General features: G+C 64.2%; 14 protein-coding genes. 5 read left to right on the top strand and 9 right to left on the bottom strand.

Annotated features, from left to right (window positions below):
- The first annotated feature begins 47 nt into the window (after positions 1-47).
- A complete protein-coding gene (locus tag I6F17_RS29110; RefSeq protein WP_057029789.1) occupies positions 48-1286 on the top strand; it encodes an MFS transporter in 1239 nt (412 codons plus the stop codon).
- Between the two features lie 435 nt (positions 1287-1721).
- Entirely contained in the window at positions 1722-5114 is a 3393-nt protein-coding gene (locus I6F17_RS29105) for an adenylate/guanylate cyclase domain-containing protein (RefSeq protein ID WP_082641504.1), read from the top strand.
- Between the two features lie 245 nt (positions 5115-5359).
- Here I6F17_RS29105 and I6F17_RS29100 read toward each other — a convergent pair whose 3' ends face one another.
- Complete coding sequence (locus tag I6F17_RS29100; protein WP_225130030.1) at positions 5360-6268, bottom strand: LysR substrate-binding domain-containing protein; 909 nt, start codon at positions 6266-6268, stop codon at positions 5360-5362.
- A gap of 107 nt (positions 6269-6375) precedes the next feature.
- Between I6F17_RS29100 and I6F17_RS29095 the strand changes: the two genes are divergently transcribed.
- From I6F17_RS29095 to I6F17_RS29085, 3 genes are all read left to right on the top strand, one after another.
- Positions 6376-7749: an FAD-binding oxidoreductase gene (locus I6F17_RS29095; protein WP_225130028.1), complete on the top strand. Its 1374-nt coding sequence runs from the start codon at positions 6376-6378 to the stop codon at positions 7747-7749.
- Positions 7750-7854: 105 nt separating this feature from the next.
- Positions 7855-8202, top strand: a complete 348-nt coding sequence (locus I6F17_RS29090) for a GNAT family N-acetyltransferase (RefSeq protein WP_225130026.1) — start codon at positions 7855-7857, stop codon at positions 8200-8202.
- On the top strand, positions 8175-8753 hold the full coding sequence (locus I6F17_RS29085) for a hypothetical protein (RefSeq protein ID WP_225130024.1): 579 nt from the start codon (positions 8175-8177) through the stop codon (positions 8751-8753). The genes I6F17_RS29090 and I6F17_RS29085 overlap by 28 nt, the downstream gene beginning before the upstream one ends.
- 95 nt (positions 8754-8848) lie before the next feature.
- Here the strand turns inward: I6F17_RS29085 and I6F17_RS29080 are convergent, their stop codons facing one another.
- From I6F17_RS29080 to topA, 8 genes are all read right to left on the bottom strand, one after another.
- Positions 8849-9202 carry a DUF3551 domain-containing protein gene (locus tag I6F17_RS29080; RefSeq protein WP_225130022.1) on the bottom strand — a complete coding sequence of 118 codons (354 nt, stop codon included), beginning with the start codon at positions 9200-9202 and terminating at the stop codon, positions 8849-8851.
- Complete coding sequence (locus I6F17_RS29075; protein ID WP_249782681.1) at positions 9109-9312, bottom strand: DUF3551 domain-containing protein; 204 nt, start codon at positions 9310-9312, stop codon at positions 9109-9111. Before I6F17_RS29075 ends, I6F17_RS29080 begins: the two co-directional genes overlap by 94 nt.
- Positions 9313-9610: 298 nt before the next feature.
- Positions 9611-9778 (bottom strand): 50S ribosomal protein L33, encoded by a 168-nt coding sequence (rpmG, locus tag I6F17_RS29070; protein ID WP_007603295.1) that lies wholly within the window; start codon positions 9776-9778, stop codon positions 9611-9613.
- A 125-nt stretch (positions 9779-9903) separates the two neighbouring features.
- Positions 9904-11229 carry an LLM class flavin-dependent oxidoreductase gene (locus tag I6F17_RS29065; protein ID WP_225130018.1) on the bottom strand — a complete coding sequence of 442 codons (1326 nt, stop codon included), beginning with the start codon at positions 11227-11229 and terminating at the stop codon, positions 9904-9906.
- Positions 11230-11481: 252 nt separating this feature from the next.
- Positions 11482-12234, bottom strand: a complete 753-nt coding sequence (locus I6F17_RS29060) for an NUDIX domain-containing protein (RefSeq protein ID WP_225130016.1) — start codon at positions 12232-12234, stop codon at positions 11482-11484.
- A gap of 29 nt (positions 12235-12263) precedes the next feature.
- Positions 12264-12704, bottom strand: a complete 441-nt coding sequence (locus I6F17_RS29055) for a DUF983 domain-containing protein (RefSeq protein WP_036015117.1) — start codon at positions 12702-12704, stop codon at positions 12264-12266.
- Complete coding sequence (gene rnr / locus I6F17_RS29050) at positions 12698-15046, bottom strand: ribonuclease R (protein WP_225130014.1); 2349 nt, start codon at positions 15044-15046, stop codon at positions 12698-12700. The genes I6F17_RS29055 and rnr overlap by 7 nt, the downstream gene beginning before the upstream one ends.
- Positions 15047-15066: 20 nt before the next feature.
- Positions 15067-17835, bottom strand: coding sequence for a type I DNA topoisomerase (topA, locus tag I6F17_RS29045; protein ID WP_225130012.1), 2769 nt, complete (start codon positions 17833-17835; stop codon positions 15067-15069).
- Positions 17836-17847 lie beyond the last annotated feature (12 nt).

Here is a 17847-nt window from a genome sequence, read left to right as displayed (position 1 = left end):
AAAAGCAGACGACGGCACGCGTGCCGCGCCCAAAAGGGAGAAGAAAAATGCCCCTGCTGCAGGTTCTGCGTCCGACGTTGCCGATCCTGATCGGCGCCTCGATCATGCTGACCTTGAGCATGGGGCTGCGGCAGTCGCTCGGTATCTTCATGCAGCCGCTGACGCACGACATCCACATTTCGATCTCGGATTTCACGCTTGCACTGGCCGTGCAAAACCTCGCCTGGGGCTTCCTGCAGCCGCCCGCCGGTGCACTCACCGTGCGCTACGGCTTCCGCCCGATCATGGTCGCCGGCGCGCTGATGTACATCGCGGGCCTCGCGCTGATGGCAACGGCGAATGGGCTTCTCAGCATCATGATCGGCGCCGGCGTGCTGATCGGGACCTCGCTCGCCTGCACCGCGGCGGCGATCGCGATGTCGGTGGCGGCACGTGCGGTGCCGGAGACGGTGCGCTCGACCGTGCTCGGCATCGTCTCCGGCGCGGGCTCGCTCGGCGCGCTACTTTCGGCGCCGATCGGACAGATGCTCAACGAGGGCTTTGGCTGGCGCGTCGGGCTCGCGGGCTTCGTCATCATGTCGGTGCTGATGATCCCTGCGGCCTGGTATGCCGGGCGCGTCGACAAGATTCCGTTGCCGAAGCCGGCGGCCGACGAGATCGATGATGCCACGGCTGCAGCCGCGGCGAGGACCGCGTTCGGCAATGCCTCCTTCGTGGTGATGACCTGCGCCTATCTCGTCTGCGGCATGCAGCTCGTGTTCCTCACCACGCACCTGCCGTCATATCTCGCGATCTGCGGCCTCGATCCGATGCTGAGCGCACAGACGCTCGGCATGATCGGCGGCTTCAACGTGCTGGGCTCGCTGTTCTTCGGCTGGGCCGGCCAACGCTGGAACAAGCTGGCGCTCTTGGGCGGGATCTACATCCTGCGCTCGCTCGCACTCGCCTGGTACTTCATGCTGCCGGCAAGCCCGTTCTCGACGCTGCTGTTCGGCGCGATCATGGGCTTTCTGTGGATGGGCGTCGGCCCGCTGGTCGCGGGCGCGGTCGCCGAGATGTTCGGCCTGCGCTGGCAGGCGATGATCCAGGGCCTCGCCTTCATGAGCCACCAGATCGGCAGCTTCCTCGGCGCCTACGGAGGCGGGCTGCTCTACGACGCGCTCGGCTCCTACACGATGGCCTGGCGCATCGGCGTCGCGCTCGGCCTTGCCGGCGGCATCGTGCAGGTCGCGTTCGCGCTTGTCAGGCCGTCGCAGCCGCCCACGCCAGTGCTGCGGACAGCGTAGGCCGGGGCGGGTGGTCGTTTTCCTTGGCCTTGCACCGCTGCCGTTCTCACAAATTTGCATTTGCCTCAAAGCGCTCGGTTGCTGACGTGCGAGAGAACCTTTCGTCGACTCGGCAGGCGGTCGTTCATGGGCTTGCCAATTTCGCGTTTGGGTCGTGTCAGGCTGTGGTCAGCCTTCTCAGATTGAAAATGGGCTTGAGTTGCAGAGTGTTAGCCAGTTCATAATCCTGATCGCGCCGGCCAGCTTAAGCTTTCGAGACAACCGCTCGGGAGGCAACGATGACGCCCGGCTGGCTCATTTTCCCTGCGACTATCGCCTGTGTCTACTTCCTGGTCATTGTGAGTTTGATCATGCTTGGCGCTTGGTAGGCGGCTGAGGGAAGAGAATCTTGAAAGAGCGCGCTCTCAAGATTCGCCCATAGACCGACGCGAACTCATGTCGGTCGGAATTCGATCGGGTGCGGCCATGGATTGCGCGAATTGCGGCAGAGTCAACCCGGAGGGAACGAAGGTCTGCGGCGATTGCGGCGCGCCGCTGTTCTTTCGCTGCCCTGCGTGCGGGGGCGACAATCCGACAGGCAAGAACTTCTGTGGCGACTGCGGTGCCGCGCTCACGCCGACCGTACCGCCGCAAATGACGAGAGGGGCCGGCGCAGCGACGTCCATCGTGCCACCGGTCACGGAGCGCGCAGGCTTGTTGGCCGCACCAAGTTCTTCCGCCGAGCGTCGTCAGCTCACAGTGATGTTCTGCGATCTCGTCGGCTCGACGGCACTTGCGACAAAGCTCGATCCGGAAGATCTACGGGACATAATTGCTGAGTACCGCGATAGCGTAGCGGCGGTCGTCCGCAAATACGGTGGCACCGTCAGCCGTTACATCGGCGATGGCATGCTCATACTATTCGGTCATCCTTCAGCGCATGAGGACGATGCCGAACGCGCAGTGCGCGCTGCGCTTGAGATCGCCGCGACCAGGCACGCGCCGGGAGCCCCAGCCGAGTTCGAGCTGCGGGTTCGTCTTGGGCTCGCGACTGGCCTCGTCGTCGTAGGTGACCTTATCGGCAGCGAAGCGGCGGAGGCGCAGGCCGTGCTTGGCGAGACGCCGAACCTTGCCGCTCGACTGCAAGCGCTCGCCGAACCGGATGGGGTAGTCATCCCTGAGGACACGCGGCGGCTCATCGGCGGGCTCTTTGACTACGAGAATCTCGGCGCCGTGACGCTGAAGGGCTTCGCCGCACCGGTGCAAGCCTGGCGGGTGCTTCGTGAGGGAACAGCGGAGAGCCGGTTCGAGGCGTTGCACCCTTCGGTCCTCGCCCCGCTGGTTGGGCGTGAGGAAGACCTCGCGCGGTTGGAGCGGAGCTGGCGCCATGCGCGGGCGGGTACCGGTCAAGTCATGCTGCTTGTCGGCGAGGCGGGGATCGGCAAGTCGCGCCTCGTTGCGGCTCTTCAGGAGCGTATCGAGCGAGAGCCGCACACCTGCTTGCGCTACTTCTGCTCGCCTCATCATCAGGAAAGCGCGCTTTACCCCTTCATCGCACAACTCCAGCGAGCGGCTGGCTTCGATCGTGAGGACACACCGACGACCAAGCTCGACAAACTTCGAGCGCTCCTGTCGCCTGCATTGTCGCCCAACGAGGACGCGGCGATCCTGGCGGAGTTTCTGTCGATCCCCAACGATAATCTATACTTACCGGTTACGAGTACGCCGCAACAAAAGAAGGAGAGAAGCTTCGCCGCTCTGGTTCGCCAGCTTGAAGCTCTCGCGCAAAGACGTCCAATCATGATCGTGTTCGAGGACATGCAATGGATCGATCCAAGCTCGCGCGAGTTGCTGGACCGAACCGTCGATCGCGTAGCAAGCCTGCCGGTTTTGGTCTTGATCACCTACCGCCCCGAGTTCCAGTTAGTATGGACCGGAAAGCCGCATGTCAGCTTGCTCGTGCTGAACCGGCTCGACCAGAATGCGGGCGCTGCGCTGATCCGGAGCGTGGCAGGTGGCCAGACGCTGCCGACCGAAATCGTCAATGAAATTGCTGAACGTACGGATGGTGTGCCGCTGTTCGTTGAGGAGTTGACCAAAGCGGTGCTCGAAACAAGCCCCCAGAGTATCGCGCGAGCGATCTCCTTCGCGCCGCTGCCCGGACTTGCCGTACCGGCCACGCTACATGCTTCGTTGATGGCGCGGCTCGACCGGATTGGGCCGATCGCCAAGGAGGTGGCACAAATCGGCGCAGCTATTGGCCGCGAGTTCTCCTATGATCTGCTGGCCTCGGTCGCACAGCGGTGCGACAACGAGTTGCGGGCGGCGCTTGACCGGCTGATCAACACCGGCCTCGTGTTTGGGAGTGTCGAGCCGCCCGACGCCAATTTCTTGTTCAAACATGCACTGGTCCAGGATGCGGCATACGGCACAATGTTGCGCGGCCAACGCCGCGAGCTGCACGCTCGGATCGCTGGCGCACTCGAGGAGAGGCTCGCTAGAGGCATCCAAGAGCAGCCGGAAATCCTCGCCCACCACTGCGGACATGCGGGCTTGGCCGAAAAGGCGGTTTCCTATTGGCAGGAGGCTGGTGAGCGTTCAAAGGCTCGATCGGCAATGACAGAAGCAATCGCGCAGATGCGAAAGGCGCTTGATTTGCTATCTCAACTGCCGGATGCTCCCGGGCGCCAGCGCACCGAAACTGAACTTCAACTCGCGCTCGGCGGTGCACTGATCGCCGCGAAGGGCCACGCGGCCGAAGAGACCGGCAGGGCCTACGCCCGGGCGCGTTGCCTCTGCGAGGCACTCAACGACACGCCGAATCTGCTCAAGGCACTCTGGGGCGAGTTCGTGCATTATCACGTCCGTGGTGAAACGGACCGATCGCATCGCATCGCCGAGAATCTGCTCGATTTGGCCGGGCGACAGAACGATGCGGCCATTCTTGTCGCCGGTCATCGGGCAGTTGGCGATAGCTGGCTTCATCGCGGACAATTGGCCTTGGCGCGCACCCATCTCGAGCGGGGGCTCGCCCTTTACGATCCGGCGCAGCAGCGCTCTCTGACGGCCCTGTTCGCAGAAAACGCCCGCGTGGCGATGCTTTCGTTCCTTTCGCTTACGTGTGGCCTTCTTGGCTTCGCCGATCAGGCGCGCGTGCAGAGCAGTGACGCCCTGGCAGAGGCCCGCGATTCGTCGCACCCGATCAGCCTCGCATTCGCGCTGAGCGTTGCCTGCCGGTTGCATTTCGTGCTCGAAGACGCGGGCATGGTTGGGCAACGGGCGGACGAGCTGGTTGCGCTCACCACCGAGCAGCGCTTTGCCTTCTTTCTCGCGATGGGGACGGCATATCGCGGCTGGACGCTGGCCGAAGCCGGCGACCCCGAGGCCGGGGTGGACTTACTGCGGCGCGGCATCGAGGGATTCCAGGCCTCCGGCGCAGCATGGACTCTTCCGTTCTACCTTGCGCAGCTCGCAGCAGCCGAGGCAAAGAGAGCACGATATGAAACGGGGCTCGGCCAACTCTCCGACGCCTTGGCACTAACCCAGAAATCGGGGGTGCGGTGGTTCGAGGCCGAGCTGCATCGGCGCCGAGGCGAGTTGATGCTAAGGGCTCGGCCAGGCGCGGAGGCCGATGCGGAGACCGAGTTTCGCCACGCCATTGCGATTGCTCACCAGCAGGAGGCGAAACTCTGGGAACTTCGCTCCGCCGTCAGTCTCGCCCGGCTCTGGCGTGATCAGGACAGGGGTGATGAAGCACGCGGTCTTCTCGCGCCGGTCTACGGTTGGTTCAACGAGGGCTTCGACGTTCGCGACTTGAAGGAAAGCAAGGCGCTGCTGGAAGAACTCTGAGTGTAACGTGGAGCTTGTCGTAAGCGCGCTCCATTGGAGCTCCGTAACGTTCTCGGGTTTCGCGACTCCGCTGCACCCTAAAGACACGTAAGGGCAACGGTGACCTGCTCGGCGCCGTCAATTCTCGGGTCGGCCCCGTCGCTCCGGTTCGCAGCTGGAGTTGGTCCGCGCTGCTGGTCGCGCTTCGGGTTATTCGCATGACCTCTCCCGGCTTCGCACTTTGTGCTGACCCTTTCCGGTCCGGATCAGGTACTCGACCGCAACCACTGCGAAAAGACCCGAATGGTCCGCGCGCGCGGGTGGCTTGGCCTGCTGACCACATAAAAGCTGTAGCCGGGTAGGTTCAACGAGAATGCCTTCACGAGCGTGCCGGCGGCGAGGTCGTGTGCCACGAGCACATCACTGAAGATCCCGACGCCCTGCCCACTGATCACCGCCTCGATGGCGTGCAGTTCTTCCCGGAAACTCAAGTGCTGCAGGTCCTTGTATTGAGGCACCTCGCGCCACCGGCGCTGGGCCAAACCGAGCCATCTCTGCCACGTCGGTGGCTCACGATCGGCCGGCGACCAATAGGAGTGGATCAGAACGTGCTTTGCGAGGTCGACTGGTCTCTTCAGCCGTCCGGTTGAAAGCAAATCCGGATTGCAGATCGGCCAGAACATATCGCTGAAGAGTTCATCGACGATTCCGTCTGTCGGCGGTACGCGGCTGGTCGCATAACGGATGGCAACGTCACTGTCTCCGGCCTGCAGATCGAGCACCGTGTCAGTGCCGATCACTTCCAATGGCACGTCAGGATGCAACTTCCGCCACAGGGGCAGGCGGGGCACGAGCCAGCGGCTAGCGAAGGCGTTGGTCGTCGTAACCCGGAGCGGCTGCTCGTCACCTTCCTGCTTGAGGGACGCAATGGCAGCGGCAAACGCCTCGAGTCCGCCGCGAATGGCGGGAAACAGCCGCGCGCCGGCATCGGTCAACGAAAGAGGGCGTGGTCTGCGCCGGAATAGGGCGCGGCCGCAATACTGCTCGAGCAATCCGATCTGGTGGCTGATCGCGGTCGGCGTGACGCCGAGTTCTGCCGCGGCTTTCTTGAAGCTCAGATGACGCGCGGCAGCCTCAAAAGCGCGGAGCTCGATCAGGGGCGGCAGCTTGTGCATGCGGCGAGTGTAGGTGAAATCAGTTCATCGTCACCTGAATTCTTCGGATTTGCTCTGAGACAGCCCGCGATCGAGGATGTAGCGGGCCAAGCTAGGGAGCTCGTGTCATGTCCATCGCATCTGTTGCCAGCGCTGCCGCCGAACTTAGCGCCTCCTTCGGAGGAGAACTGCTCAAGCCAGCGGACGAGGGCTACGACGAGGCGCGGAAGGTTCACAATGGGCTGGTCGACAAACGGCCAGCATTGATTGCCAGATGTCGCAGTGCGGCTGATGTCGTGGATGCCGTGGCACTTGCGACCAAGCTCGGCCTCGAGGTCGCGGTTCGCGGCGGTGGCCACAATGTGGCCGGGCGCGCAACCATCGACGGCGGGATCATGATCGACCTCTCACCCATGAAGGGGGTCCGGGTCGACGCGATCGGCAAGACCGTATGGGCGCAGGGCGGGGTCACCTGGGGCGAGCTCAATCGAGAAACGCAGCTTCACGGACTTGCGGTGACCGGCGGCGTGGTCTCGACCACCGGCATCGCGGGCCTGACGCTCGGCGGAGGACTGGGCTGGCTGATGGGCAAGTACGGCCTCGCGTTGGATAATCTGCGGGCTGTCGAACTCGTCACCGCCGATGGCAAGGTTGTGCGGGCCAGCAAGCAAGAGCAGCCCGATCTATTTTGGGCCGTGCGCGGCGGCGGCGGAAACTTCGGGATTGCCACCAGTCTTGAATACGACCTCCATACGGTAGGGCCGATCATCACCGGCGGCCCGATCGTTCACCCTATCGAGCGTTCCCGCGGCGTGCTGGAATTTTTCCGGACCAGCACGCGATCGCTCACGGACGAGCACATGCTGTTCGCATCCCTGACCCATGCGCCCGACGGGTCCGGCAGGGAGGTCGCGGCCCTGGTTACCAGCCACTGCGGTCCAGTCGCCGAGGCCGAACGAGCGATGCAGCCGCTGAAACAGTTCGGGCCTCCCATTCTGGATGCGGTCGGACCGATGACCTATTGCGAGCTCAACCGCATGCTCGACGCCAACTATCCGAAAGGCGCGTTCAACTATTGGAAGTCGAACTTCCTCACGGAGCTGAGCGATGGTGCGATCGCCACGATGATCGAATGCTTCGCCCGCTGCCCGACTCCGATGGGGCAGCTGCTGCTCGAACACATCCACGGTGCCGCGGCCCGCGTGGGTGCCGGGGATACGGCATTTGTGCATCGGCAGGAGGGCTACAATTTCCTGATCCTCGCGCAATGGACGCAGGCCAGCGATACCAGCCGCAGCATCTCGTGGGCACGCGCAACCTATGAAAGGATGCGGCCCTTCTTTGCCTCAGGACGCTATGTCAATTATCTCGACGACGATGAGACAGGCGATCCGGTTGCCGCTGCTTATGGGCGGAACTACAGGCGCCTGCAGCAGATCAAAGCGAAATACGACCCTACGAACTTCTTCCGGATGAACCAGAACATCCGGCCGCTCGCCTGATTGCCGGCTGACGATTTCTCGCTCTCATCAAGATGTGAGTAGAAACTAAGCCGCGACCCGATGCATCGTGGGCGGGGCGAGCTGACGCCCGGGAGGGACTAGAGAATGGCGGTCGTGTGCAGGCCCGCTCGCATCGACGACTTGAAGCAGGCCGATGACATCGTGGTCGCCAGCATCAATGAGCTAACCGAACGGCGGGGGTTCGGGAAGATGGCATCCTCTCGTCCGCCGAATTTTCAGGCCTTCTCGCTCGCGGATGATCCCGAGGGCTTATGGGTGGCCGATGACGACGGAGAAATAGTCGGCTTCGCGTGGAGTTGGGTCTGTGGCGAGCTTTGGTTCCTGGCCCAATTGTTCGTCGCGCCTGATCGTCAGAGCGACGGCATCGGCAATCAACTCATCACAAGGTATTCGCGCATGCAGAAATGCGCGGAGCACCCATCAAGGCACTGATCACCTTCACGTTCAACAACGTATCTCAAGGCCTCTACATCCGCGACGGACTGTTCCCGCGCTTTCCGATCTACATGGTCAGCGTCCCTCGTGACCGCCTGGCGCCACGGTTGGCTGCGCCGCGGCTCCGTCTTGAATCTCTCACGGCCGACGCGATCCCATACGACAGGCTGGCGCAGATCGATGTCAGCGCAGTCGGCGTTTCCAGGGAGAAGCATCATCGATTTCTCCTTGGCGACAGCACGACGCGCGGATTCACCATCCACGCCGGCAATGAGTGCGCCGGGTACGTCTACATTTCGGGTGGACACATTGGTCCGCTTGCAGTCCACAGGCCAGATCTGGTTGAGTCCGCTTTCGCCGCTGCGTTGTCGTTCGCGGCACAGAGCGATTGTCCGGCCATTTCGGCTTTTGTGCCGGGCGCGAGCGAGCCGGCGCTCAAGGCGGCAATCGACCACGGGATGCGGCTGACGTTCCCGATGCTGCTGATGTCAAATCGACCATTCGGAGATGGGGGTAGCTATTTCCCGCGCAATCCGGGTTTCATGTAGGGGATTCAACCGAGAAGGTCGACGTTGCGGGCAGGCCGGAAGGCACGGAATGATGGCTGGATCGGCGCTCGTCACGGGCCGATCATGCTCTAGCCCTACCGGGGACGCGGGCTGCGGCCTGGAGGGGACGGCCGCTGCACATATGGGTTGTCCAGGCACATCGCCGAACGGCCCGCCGCGCTGGCTCTGCATTCGTCAAATGAACGATACTGGCAAGAGATGTAGGTGCCGCCGCCCCATTCCCACTCCTGCAGACATACCGGAAAATTGCCGCCGAACCGCTGCGCTGCCGCTGGACCGGGCGCGGACATGGTGATCAGGACGAAGAGCAGACCGGCAAGAGCGCGCATCATGATCAGCGCGGCCGCTGCGGAGCCTGCTGCTTGAACCTCACGCGGGGGTTTATATCGCAATAGGTGTTCGAGCGCCCGGATGCCGAGGCCAGGCATTGTTCTCGCGTTGAATACATGCAGTCCCCGGAAGCGCCCAGCCCTCCGCCAAAAACGCACCAGGGATAGTCATACTGAGCGCTTGCTGCGGAGGAAAACCCGATGACCATTACGACAATGAGTAAGGCGGTGCGCATGCGATTCTCCCATCATGTCAGCTGAGCGGTAACACCAGAGGCTCGCTCTCGAAAGATAGCCGCTTGATGACCCCGGCTCAACAACCACGACTGTAAGCGAGTTCCTCTCCTCACGCCCGAGTGTCGCACGTGTGAACCCGCGGAAGGCGGTCCGGATTTGTTTCGCTGCGCTAAGCAGCGCCCGGTAGCAGGACACGCGAGCAGGGACACGCGAGCCGAAACGACGGCGGGGCCCGCAAGGGCCCCGCAAAATCCTAGCGCTACGCCGATCTTACTTGATCTTGGCTTCGCGGAATTCGACGTGCTTGCGCGCGACCGGGTCGTACTTCTTCTTGACCAGCTTGTCGGTCATGGTGCGCGAATTCTTCTTGGCGACGTAGTAGAAGCCGGTGTCGGCCGAGGACACGAGCTTGACCTTGATGGTGACCGCTTTGGCCATGTTCTGAACCTCAGAATATCAGGGGAATCTGGAGCCGGCCAAACGGCCCGCGTTGGCCGGCAACCTAGCCGGAAACGGCCGGAAGTCAAGGTTTTCAGGGGCAGAAACCGCTCAAATCGGGCCCATTAGGCCTCGAAGAACCGGTTTTTCGGTCGCGGCAGGCCCAGATTCTCCCTCAAGGTGGGCCCTTCATACTCTTTGCGGAAAATCCCGCGCTTCTGCAGCTCCGGGACCACCTTGTCGACGAAATCGTCGAGGCCGGCGGGCAGGAACGGGAACATGATGTTGAAGCCGTCGGAGCCGCTCCCGACCAGCCATTCCTCCATCTGGTCGGCGATGGTCTTGGCGGTGCCGACGAAGGACAGGCCGCCATAGCCGCCGACGCGCTGGGCGAGCTGGCGCACGGTGAGCTTCTCGCGGGCGGCCAGATCGACCAGGCGCTGCCGGCCGCTCTTGCTGGCATTCGTCTCGGGGATTTCGGGAAGCGGCCCCTCGGGATCGAAGCCGGAGGCATCGGTACCGAGGATGACTGAGAGCGACGCAATGGCGCTGTCGTAATGCACGCGGCTGTCGAGCAAAGCGCGCTTCTCCTTCGCCTCGTCGACGCTGTCGCCCACGACGACGAAGGCGCCGGGGAGGATCTTCAGGTGCTCGGGGTCGCGGCCGATCTTCTCCATGCGGCCCTTGATGTCGGCATAGAGTTTCTGGCCGTCGGCGAGGCTGCCGCCGCCGGTGAACACGGCTTCCGCGGTCTCGGCGGCGAGCTGCTTGCCGTCTTCGGAGGCGCCGGCCTGCACGATCAGGGGCCAGCCTTGCACCGGGCGGGCGATGTTGAGGGGGCCGCGCACTTTGAAGTATTTGCCCTTGTGGTCGAGCGTGTGCATCCTGGCGGGATCGAAGAACAGGCCGCTCTCGACGTCGCGCACGAAGGCATCGTCGGCGAAGGAGTCCCACAGGCCGGTGACGACGTCGTAGAACTCGCGAGCGCGCTTGTAGCGCTCGGCGTGCTCCATGTGATCGTCGAGGCCGAAATTCAGCGCCGCGTCCGGGTTCGAGGTGGTGACGATGTTCCAGCCGGCGCGGCCGCCGCTGAGATGGTCGAGTGAGGCGAAGCGGCGCGCGACGTGATAGGGCTCGTCGAAGGTGGTCGAGCCGGTCGCGATCAGGCCGATGCGCTCGGTCACGGCTGACAAAGCCGACAGCAGCGTGAACGGCTCGAACGAGGTCACGGTGTGGCTGCGCTTGAGCGCGTTGATCGGCATGTTCAGGACGGCGAGGTGATCGGCCATGAAGAAGGCGTCAAACTTGCCGGCCTCGAGCTTTCGGATCAGCGTCTTGATATGGCCGAAATTGAAATTCGCGTCGGGCCAAGCCCCGGGATAGCGCCAGGCGCCGGTGTGGATGCTGATCGGGCGCATGAACGCGCCAAGCTTGAGTTGCCTTTGTGCCATCGCCCGGTGTCCGTTCTTGGTGACGCTCGCAAAGACATAGGGACGCGGCGGAACTCCGCCATTGGCGGGAGTGGGAAGATTATTTTGTTTTTCGATGCTCTCTCAGCACGTTTCCGTCATTCCGGGGCGCCGCGGAGCGGCGAGCCGGAATCCATAACCACCATCCGGAGTATGGATTCCGGGCTCGCGCCAAGAGGCGCGCCCCGGAATGACGGAGGATAGACTTGATCGAACTACGCCCCAGCGCGCCAACTAGCTCAAAACATCCTTCTGCATCCTGCCGCCGTAGAAGTGGAAGAACGGCACCGGCGCGTCGTGGCGGAGCGGACCGGTGGCAAGGCGGGCGTCGAGCTCGTTGAGCACGTTGCGCGTCATCGGATGCAGGTCCGCGAGCGGTTTTGAGCCGAGCTCGACCCAGACCAGCTCGACCAGCTCCGCATCGGCATGGATCACGCCTTCGACGCGGTGGGTGATCGCGCAGGCATCGGCGGTGAAGAAACGCGTGTCGAAGCGCTTGACGCGACCGGGCGGGGTGATCGCGCGCGCGATCAGGAACAGGCTGGAGGGATCAGGCAGCAGGCCCGCATCCGCGAACGGCTGCCAGGGGCCATCGAGCTTCGGCACCTTGCCTTCCGCCTTGCGGCCGAGGCAGAGGCCGGTCTCTTCGCAGGCTTCGCGGATGGCGGCAATGGCGAGCGATTTCGCGCGCGAGGCCGGCGTCTTCGGGCTGCCCTTGGCGAGATTGGCCTCCAGCTCGGCGGTGATGGGCGCAGCGCAGGGCACGCGATAATCGGCCTTGTCGACGCGCCCGCCCGGGAAGACGAATTTTCCCGGCATGAACACCACCTTGTCGTGGCGCTTGCCGACCAGCACTTTCGGAATGGCGCCGCTGCGGTCGACCAGGATCAGCGTCGCCGCATCCTTCGGGCGGAAGTAAGGATGATGATCGGCTTCCTTCTCCTCGTGAACCCTGGTCTTCTCCTCGGCCTGCGAAATATCGGTCATGTCCTCACCCGAACTGTTCTTTTACGAGTTTACACAGGCGGAATACCATCGGGAGGGTTGTCGTCAAACCCGTGCATGCGCAGAGCCCATTGCAAGCCGACCACAGCTCCCTTCACGGGCTGCAGCAGCGCGAGCGAGGCGACGAAGGTGAAGGGCAGATAGGCCGCGAAGCTGAGCCAGACCGGCGTCGAATAATTGGTCTCGATCCAGAGGATGGCCGGCACCACGATGTGGCCGACGATGACGATGACGAGATAGGCAGGCAGATCGTCGGCGCGATGCGGGGTGAAGTCGAGGCCGCATTTGGCGCAATGGTCGGCGGTTTTCAGGAAGGCGCGGAACAGCTTGCCTTCGCCGCAGCGCGGGCAGCGGCCGCGGAAGCCGCGCTTCATTGCTGACCAGACGTCGCGCTTCTCGACGAGACCGTTCTCGCGCGTCCAGATCTTTGGTGCCGTGCTCATCGTCACCATGCCTTGCCCTTCTTGCCCTTACCCTTGTTCTTTCCTTTGGCCTTCCTTCCCTTGCCGGACTTTTTCTTCTCCGGCTTGCGTTTTCGCTCCGGGCTGCGTCCGGGCTGCGGCTTGGACGATTTGCGCTGCGGACGGAGCGGCCTGAGCTGGCGCGGGCCGCTGTCGGTCTCGGACGACAGCAGCTCGAAACGCAGCGCGCCCGCGATGGGAGCGGCCTCGATCAGGCGGACGTCGACGACGTCGCCGAGCTGGTACATGGTGCCGCTGCGCGTGCCGACGAGGGCATGGCGGCTCTCGTCATAGTTGAAATATTCCGTGCCGAGGGATCGGATCGGGATCAGCCCGTCAGCGCCGGTCTCGCTGAGCTTCACGAACAGTCCGGCGCGGGTGACGCCGGAGACGCGGCCCTGGAAGCTGGCGCCGATGCGGTCGGCGAGGTGATGGGCGATCAGGCGGTCGACGGTCTCGCGCTCCGCCTTCATGGCGCGCCGCTCGGTCAGCGAGATATGCGCGGCGACTTCGCTCAAGCTTTCCGGCGTCTCGCTGTCGGGCAGGGCGCCTTCGCCAAGGCCAAGCGCACGCACCAGCGCGCGGTGCACGACGAGGTCGGCATAGCGGCGGATCGGCGAGGTGAAATGCGCATAGCGGCGCAGGTTCAGGCCGAAGTGACCGTAATTCTCTGAGGAATATTCGGCCTGCGCCTGCGCGCGCAGCACGACCTCGCTCACCAGCGGGTAATAGTCGTGGCCTTCGAGCTGGGCCAGCACGCGGTTGAACGTGGTGGGGCGCAGCGCGCCCGACTTGGCGAAGGGGACGTCCAGCGTCTCCAGGAATTCCGCGAGCGCGTGGACCTTCTCCAGGGTCGGCTCGTCGTGCACGCGGTAGATCAGCGGCAGAGATTTCTTCTCCAATGTCTCCGCTGCGGCGACGTTGGCGAGGATCATGAACTCCTCGATCAGCTTGTGCGCATCGAGACGCTCGGGGACGACGACGCGGTCCACGGTGCCGTCGCTCTTCAGGAGGATCTTGCGCTCGGGCAGATCGAGATTGAGCGGATCGCGCTCGTCACGCGCGCGCTTGGCGCAGGCATAGGCGGCATAGAGCGGCCTCAGGATCGGATCGAGCAGGGGGCCGGTGGTGTCATCAGGCCGGCCGTCGATCGCGGCCTGCGCTTGCGCGTAAGCGAGCTTGGCGGCCGACCGCATCAGGATGCGATGAAAACTGTGCGAGCGCTTGCGGCCGTCGGGGCCGAGCACCATGCGCACCGCCAGCGCGCCGCGCGGCTCGCCCGGCACCAGCGAGCAGAGATTGTTGGAGATGCGCTCGGGTAGCATCGGCACGACGCGGTCGGGGAAATAGACCGAGTTGCCGCGGTCGAGCGCATCGCGGTCGAGCGCCGTACCAGGACGGACGTAGAAGCTGACGTCGGCGATGGCGACGTTGACGATGAAGCCGCCCTTGTTGTTGGGATCCGGATCGGGCTCGGCATGCACCGCGTCGTCGTGATCCTTGGCGTCGGGCGGATCGATGGTGACGAGCGGGACGTCGCGCCAGTCCTCGCGGCCTTTCAGATTGGCCGGCTCCGCCGCTTCCGCCTCGCGCTCGGCGGCGGAGGAGAATTGCAAGGGGATGTCGTGGGCGTAGATCGCGATCAGGCTGATCGCCCTTTCCGACTTGACCGAGCCGAGCTTTTCTTTCACCCGGCCGGAGGCGAGGCCAAAGCCGCGGGTGCGGACGATGTCGACGCTGACGAGGTCGCCATCCTCAGCGCCGCCCGTATCGGTCCTCGCGATGTTCAGCTCGCGGTCGGCGAACTTCTTGTCGACGGGGACGAGCCGTCCGCCGCCCTCGGGCAGGCTGCGGAAGACGCCGAGGATGCGGCTCTTGGCCTTGTCGATGACCTTGATGATGCGGCCGCGATAGGGGGGACCTTCGCCATCATCGCTGCGCTCGACGCGCAGCAGCGCGCGGTCGCCGACGCCGGCGGCGGTGCCGGGCTTGGGCCGGCGCGGCATCTCGATGAGGATCTTTGGCGGCTCGCCGTTCTCGACCTCGTCCCATTCGGCGGGGGAGGCGATCAGCTCGCCATCGGAGTCGCGGCCGGTGATGTCGGCGAGCAGCGTCGGCGGCAGCGCGTCCGGCTCGGAGACCTTGTGGCGCTTCTTCTTGATGATGCCGTCGTCGGCGAGCTCGCGCAGCATGCGCCTGAGCTCGGCGCGATCGGCGTTCTTCAGGCCGAACTCGCGCGCGATGTCGCGAGTCCCGACCTTTCCTGGATTTGCCTTGATGAAGGCGACGATGGCTTGCCTGTCGGGAAAGCCACGGTCTGTCTTTGGTTTCACTTAACCTCTAATTCTTGATCTCAGGTCTTGCCGGCACTCTTCTTGGCGGGAGCCTTGGTGGCGGCTGCCTTGGTCGGCGACGTCTTTGCGGTCGACGGCACGGCGGCGCGCGCCTTGCTGGTGGATTCGGATTTGGATTTGGCCGCGGCTTTCTTCGCAGCCGGCTTCTTCGGCTTCGGTGCGGCGTCCTCGCCGTCCGCAGCCTTCTCTGACGCTTTCTCTACGGTTTTCTTGGCCTTGGCCGGCTTGGCCGCCTTCTTGGCCTTGCCGCCGCCCTTGCCGCCACCCTTGGCGGCGCGCTCGTCGATCAGCGCGATCGCCTGCGGCAGCGTGATGGTGTCCTTCTCGAACTCGGCCGGGATGGTCGCGTTGACGCCGCCCGCGGTGACATAGGCGCCGTAACGGCCGCTCTTCACGGTGACGGTGCCAAGCGTCGGATGATCGCCGAGCGCCTTGCCGGGATCGGCGCCGAAGCGGCGGCTCGGGCCCTTGGCAACCTTCTCCGCGATCAGCGTCACCGCACGATTGAGGCCGATGTCGAATACCTCGTCGCCGGCCTCTAAGCTCGCATAGGTCTTCTCGTGCTTCACGAACGGTCCGAAGCGGCCGAGGCCCGCGGTGATCGGCTGGCCGGTCTCCGGATGCTTGCCGATCTCGCGCGGCAGCGACAGCAGTTTCAGCGCGAGCTCGAGATCGACGTCGCTGGGCGAGGTGCCCTTCGGAATGCCCGCGCGCTTCGGCTTCTCGCCTTCCTCGTAATCCTTCTGCTCGCCGAGCTGGATATAGGGGCCGAAGCGGCCGGCCTTGACCCAGACATCGCGACCCGTGTCGGGATCCTGGCCGAGCGAGCGGTCAGCCGTCGCCTCGCCATCGGCGGCGAGCTGGCGGGTGTAGCGGCATTCCGGATAGTTCGAGCAGCCGACGAAGGCGCCGAACTTGCCGGCCTTGAGATTGAGACGCCCGGTGCCGCAGTTCGGGCACTGCCTGATATCGCCGCCATCGGCGCGGGGCGGATAGATGTGCTGGCCCAGCATGTCGTCGAGCACGTCGAGCACCTGGGCGACGCGCAGCTCCTTGATTTCGTCGACGGCGCCGATGAAGCCGGTCCAGAAATCCTTCAGCACCTGCTGCCAGGAGATCTCGTTGTTGGAGATGCGGTCGAGCTGCTCTTCGAGGCTTGCCGTAAAGTCGTACTCGACGTAGCGGGCAAAGAAGCTTTCGAGGAAGGCGACCACCACGCGACCCTTGTCCTCGCCGTGCAGGCGCTTCTTCTCCAGCTTGACGTAGCCGCGGTCCTTCAGCACCTGCAGGATCGAGGCATAGGTCGAGGGCCGGCCGATGCCGAGCTCTTCCATGCGCTTGACCAGCGAAGCCTCGGAGAAGCGCGGCGGCGGCTCGGTGAAATGCTGGGTGACGGACAGGCTCTGCCGCTTCAGGGCGTCGTTCGGGCTCATCGCGGGCAGGCGGCGGGAATCCTCGTCCTCCTCGTCGTCGCGGCCTTCCTGGTAGAGCGCGAGGAAACCGTCGAACTTCACGACCTGACCGGTGGCGCGCAGCTCCAGCGTGCGCGAGCCTGCCTTCGCCGTGATGTCGACGGTGGTGCGCTCGAGCTCGGCCGATTCCATCTGGCTCGCGATGGTGCGCTTCCAGATCAATTCGTACAGCCTGGCCTGATCGGCATCGAGCTTGCGGCTCATGCTGTCGGGGCGGCGGGAGAGGTCGGTCGGGCGGATCGCTTCGTGCGCTTCCTGGGCGTTCTTGGCCTTGGCCTGGTACTGGCGCGGGCTGTCCGGCACGTAGGCGTTGCCGTAATCCTCGCCGATCACCTTGCGCGCCTGGGTGATCGCCTCGGGGGCGATCTGCACGCCGTCGGTCCGCATATAAGTAATGAGTCCGGTGGTCTCGCCGCCGATGTCGATGCCCTCGTAGAGACGCTGGGCGATGCGCATGGTGTGCGCCGGCGCGAAGCCGTATTTGCGGCTGGCTTCCTGCTGCAGCGTCGAGGTGGTGAAGGGCGCCTGCGGATTGCGCCGGGCCGGCTTGGCGTCGACCGCGGTGACGGCGTAAGTCGCCGCCTCCAGCGCTTTCTTGAAGTCTTCGGCTTCCGCGCCGGTGCCGATATCGAGCCGCTGGATCTTCTTGCCGTCGGCGCCGACGAGGCGGGCCTCGAAGGCATCGCCCCTCGGGGTGAGCAGGGTTGCGATCAGCGACCAATATTCGCGCGGGACGAACTTCTCGATCTCGAGCTCGCGGTCGCAGACGAGGCGCAGTGCCACCGACTGCACGCGGCCGGCCGAGCGGGCGCCCGGCAGCTTGCGCCACAGCACGGGGGAGAGGGTGAAGCCGACCAGATAGTCGAGGGCGCGGCGCGCCATATAGGCGTCGACCAGCGCGCCGTCGATCTGGCGCGGATGCTTCATCGCCTCCGAGACCGCCTGCTTGGTGATGGCGTTGAACACCACGCGCTCGATCTTCTGATCCTTCAGCGCGCGCTTCTCCTTCATCACCTCCAGCACGTGCCAGGAGATGGCTTCGCCCTCGCGATCGGGGTCGGTGGCGAGAATCAGGCGGTCAGCGCCCTTCAGCGACTTCGCGATCTCATTGAGCCGGCCGGCCGCCTTGGGGTCGACCTCCCAGATCATCTTGAAATTGGCGTCGGGATCGACGGAACCGTTCTTCGCCGGGAGATCGCGGACATGGCCGAACGAGGCCAGAACCTCATAGGACGAGCCCAGATACTTGTTGATCGTCTTGGCTTTCGCCGGCGACTCCACAATGACGATATTCATTTAGTTCCAGTG

The sequence above is a fragment of the Bradyrhizobium sp. NBAIM18 genome (assembly GCF_020193825.1).
Lineage (GTDB): Bacteria > Pseudomonadota > Alphaproteobacteria > Rhizobiales > Xanthobacteraceae > Bradyrhizobium > Bradyrhizobium yuanmingense.
The sequence above is the reverse complement of the archived record's forward strand: the minus strand, read 5'-3'. Positions and strand labels throughout refer to the sequence as shown.

Bases quoted from the DNA above. Each gene is read 5' to 3' on its own strand.
- I6F17_RS29110 (WP_057029789.1), top strand. From the start codon at position 48: ATGCCCCTGCTGCAGGTTCTGCGTCCGACGTTGCCGATCCTGATCGGC.
- I6F17_RS29105 (WP_082641504.1), top strand. From the start codon at position 1,722: ATGTCGGTCGGAATTCGATCGGGTGCGGCCATGGATTGCGCGAATTGC.
- I6F17_RS29100 (WP_225130030.1), bottom strand. From the start codon at position 6,268: ATGCACAAGCTGCCGCCCCTGATCGAGCTCCGCGCTTTTGAGGCTGCC.
- I6F17_RS29095 (WP_225130028.1), top strand. From the start codon at position 6,376: ATGTCCATCGCATCTGTTGCCAGCGCTGCCGCCGAACTTAGCGCCTCC.
- I6F17_RS29090 (WP_225130026.1), top strand. From the start codon at position 7,855: ATGGCGGTCGTGTGCAGGCCCGCTCGCATCGACGACTTGAAGCAGGCC.
- I6F17_RS29085 (WP_225130024.1), top strand. From the start codon at position 8,175: ATGCGCGGAGCACCCATCAAGGCACTGATCACCTTCACGTTCAACAAC.
- I6F17_RS29080 (WP_225130022.1), bottom strand. From the start codon at position 9,202: ATGCCTGGCCTCGGCATCCGGGCGCTCGAACACCTATTGCGATATAAA.
- I6F17_RS29075 (WP_249782681.1), bottom strand. From the start codon at position 9,312: ATGGTCATCGGGTTTTCCTCCGCAGCAAGCGCTCAGTATGACTATCCC.
- rpmG (WP_007603295.1), bottom strand. From the start codon at position 9,778: ATGGCCAAAGCGGTCACCATCAAGGTCAAGCTCGTGTCCTCGGCCGAC.
- I6F17_RS29065 (WP_225130018.1), bottom strand. From the start codon at position 11,229: ATGGCACAAAGGCAACTCAAGCTTGGCGCGTTCATGCGCCCGATCAGC.
- I6F17_RS29060 (WP_225130016.1), bottom strand. From the start codon at position 12,234: ATGACCGATATTTCGCAGGCCGAGGAGAAGACCAGGGTTCACGAGGAG.
- I6F17_RS29055 (WP_036015117.1), bottom strand. From the start codon at position 12,704: ATGGTGACGATGAGCACGGCACCAAAGATCTGGACGCGCGAGAACGGT.
- topA (WP_225130012.1), bottom strand. From the start codon at position 17,835: ATGAATATCGTCATTGTGGAGTCGCCGGCGAAAGCCAAGACGATCAAC.